Here is a 907-nt window from a genome sequence, read left to right on the forward strand (position 1 = left end):
TTCAGAACTTGGCGCTGATGCCGATGACGGGTCCGTGCTGGAGCATGTCGAACTCGTAGCGCTGCCGGCCCTCGCCCTGGACATAATCCACGTACAGCGCCCGGTAGCCGACCACACCCGAGAACGTGATGCCCTGGTAGGTGCCGAGCTCGAACCCGTAGGCGCCGATCGCCTGCCAGGAGAAGTCGCTGCCGACCCCGAAGCCGCCGATGTCGCCGCGCAACCACAGTTCGTGCCCGGGCGCCACCGTGTAGCGCACCCGCGCGCCGATCAGCGGGTCGAGCCAGTCGACGGAACCGGAGCGGGCGAAGGCCCGGGCTCCGGCCACCTCAAGGTCGCCGACCTGCACCGCAGCCGTGACATCGAGCGACAGGTCTGCCTCCTGGTACCAGTAGCGGGCGCCGCCAAGCACGTCGACGGCGAGCGCGCCGAAGCGGGCGACCTCGTAGGCTGCCCCGACCTCCGCGATGGCCATTTCGATGTCGAGGCCGAGGGATGTGCCGAGGCTGCCCGTCACGCCCGGAGCCAGAGCACGGCTCCTGACATTGCTGCGCTCGACCCCGATCTTGCTCCAGACCACGTTGGCCATCAGGGCGAACGGGCCGTTGCGGGCCTCGACATCGCCCATCAGGGCCACGAGCGTGTCGCTCTCCTCGACGATGTCGGCGAAGCTCGCATTCACCTTCACGGAGCGCCCGCGCACCGTCTGGGTGCCGTTGAGCGCCGTGAGCCAGCCATAGGGCGTGACACGGTAGCTCCACGAGGGCATGGCGGGCGCCTCGATCACGGGAGCCGGAGGAGGGCCCAAGTCGGCCGCGAGCGCGGGATCTAGGCCGCCACCGAGAAGTCCGGCCGAAGCCAGGACGCCACACGACAGCCAGTGCGGAAGGTAGCGCATCATTCCCCC

Annotated in this window: 1 protein-coding gene; it reads right to left on the reverse strand. The window is 69.2% G+C overall.

From position 1 onward, the window contains the following. Nucleotide 1 precedes the first annotated feature (1 nt). Nucleotides 2–907 (reverse strand): hypothetical protein (locus KBI52_RS01245; protein WP_315974930.1); only part of this gene is annotated, 906 nt, incomplete at its 5' end.

This window comes from Microvirga sp. HBU67558 (assembly GCF_018069605.1).
Classification (GTDB): Bacteria; Pseudomonadota; Alphaproteobacteria; order Rhizobiales; family Beijerinckiaceae; genus Microvirga; species Microvirga terrae.